General features: G+C 49.3%; 1 protein-coding gene. It reads left to right on the forward strand.

Annotated elements, in window-relative coordinates:
• Positions 1-2,085, forward strand: a 2,085-nt coding sequence (locus tag D6B98_RS42155) for a hypothetical protein (protein ID WP_164719173.1), incomplete at both ends; no start/stop codon positions are given.

Consider the following 2,085-nt stretch of genomic DNA (forward strand, 5'->3'; position numbering starts at 1 on the left):
GGAGGAAGGAAGGGAAGGGGGAGGGGGAGAGAAGAGGGGGGAGGAGGGAAAGAGGAGAAAAAAGAGAAAGAAGAAGGGGAGAGGAGAAAGAGAGAGGAGGAGAGAGAAGAGAGAGAGAGAGGGAGGAGAAGGAAGAGAGGAACGAAAAGGAAGGAAAAAAAGGGGAGGAAGGAAGAGAGGAAGAGAAGGGAGGGAAGGGGAGGAAGAAGAGGAGGAGAAGGAGGAAGGAAGGAAAAAGGAAGAAAGGAGGAAAGCCAGAGGGAGGAAGAGGAGAAGAGAGAGAGAGAGGAGGAGAAGAGGGAGGGGAGGGAGAAAGGGAGAAAAGGAAGAGAGGAGAGAGAGGAGAAAGGAGAGGGAGAAGGGGAGAAGGGGAAGAAAGAAGGAAAAGGAGAGGGAAGGAGGAAAAAAGAAGGAGGAAGGAAGGAGGGAGAAAGAGAAGGGGGAGAAGAAGAAGAAAGAGAAGAAAGGGGGAAAGGAGGAGGAAGGGAAGAGAGAAAAAGAGGAAGGGAAAGGAAAAAAGAGGAGAAGGGAAGGGAGAGAGGGAAGGAAAGAAAGAGAAGGAAAAAGGAGAAAGAAGGGAAGGAGAGGAGAGAGAGGAGGGAGGAAAAGGAAGAGGAGGGAAGGGAAGGAGGGAGAGAAGAGAGGGAGAGAGAGAAAAGGGGAGGGAAGGAAGAGAGGAGAGGAAAGAGGGGAAGGAAGAAAGAGAGAAAAGAGGAAAGGAGGAAAAGGAGGAGAAAATAGGAGAAGAAGGAGAAGGAGGGAGAAGAAGAAAAGAGGGGAGAGAAGAGAAGAGAGGAAGGGAAAGAGAAGAGAGGGAAAAGAAGAGGAGGGGGGAGAGAGAAAGGGAAGAAGGGAGGGAAGAGAAGGGAGGGAAGAGGAGGAGAAGAGGAAAGAAAAAGGGGGAGGGGAAAAAAAGAGAAAAAAAAAAGAAGAAGGAGAAGGGAGAAGGGAAGGAAGAAAAAGAGGAAGAGAAAAGAAGAGAAGAGAGGGAAGAGGGGAGGAAGAGCGGAGAGAAAAGAGAAGAAGGAGGAAGGGGAAGAGAAGGAAGGAAAGGGGAGAAGGGAGAAGGGAAAGAGGAAGGGGGAGGAGAGGAGAAGGGGGAGAGAGAAGGAAAAGGGGAGGGGGGGAGAGAGGAGGAGAGGAAGGAAAGGGAGGAGGAGAGGAAGGAAAAAAGAGAGAGAGAGAGGAGAAGAGGGGGGAGAGGAAGGAGAGAAAGGGGGGAAAGGAGGAAGGGGGGGGAAGAGAAGGGGAAGAAAAGGAGAAGGGGAAAGGGGGAGGGGGCAGGAGGGAAGGAAGGAAAGAAAGAAAAGAAGAGAGAAGGAAAAGAGAGAGAGAGAAAAAAAAGGAAAAGGAAAAAAAAAGAGAAAGGAAAAAAAGAGAAAGAAAAAAGGAAGAAGGAAAGGAAGAGAAAAGGAGAGAGAGAAGAGAGAGAGAAAAAAAAAGGAAAGAGAAAGGAAGAGGAAAAGGAAAAAGAGAAGGGAGAGAGAAAAGGAGAGGAGGAGGGAGAGAAAGAGGAAGAGGAGAGAAGAAGGAAAGAGAAAGAGAAAGAGAAGAGGAAGAAGAGGAAAGAAGGGAAGGAAAGGGGGAAGAAGGGAAGGAAAAAAGAGGGAGAGAGAGGAAAGAGGAGGGGGAAGGGAAGGGAGAGGGAGAAAGGAGAGAAGGGAAAGGGAGGAGGGGGAGAGGGGGGGAAAAAAGGAAAGAGAAGAAAAGAAAGGAGAAGAAAGAGGAAGAGGAAAAAAAGAAAAACGACGAACAAAAAAAGAAGGAAAACAAAGAAAAAGAAGAACAGGAAAATGGGGGAAAAAGGAAAAAGAAAGAGGGAAGAAGAGGAGAGAAAGAGAAGGGAAGAGAGGGAAAAAAGGGAGAAGGAAGGGGAAGAAGGGGGGAGGAGGAAGAAGGAGAAGGGGAGAGGGAAGGGAGGGGGAAGAGGAGGGAAAGAAGAGAAAGGGGAAGAGAAGGAGAGGAGGAAGGGAGAGGGAGAAGGAGAGAGAAGAGAGGGAGGAGGAGAGGAAGAAAGAGGAGAAGAGAGAAAAGGGGAGGGAGGAACAGGGGCGCCTCTCAACTTGTCACTGCCCATCCGTAACC

The organism is Bradyrhizobium sp. LVM 105 (assembly GCF_003957705.1).
Lineage (GTDB): Bacteria > Pseudomonadota > Alphaproteobacteria > Rhizobiales > Xanthobacteraceae > Bradyrhizobium > Bradyrhizobium frederickii.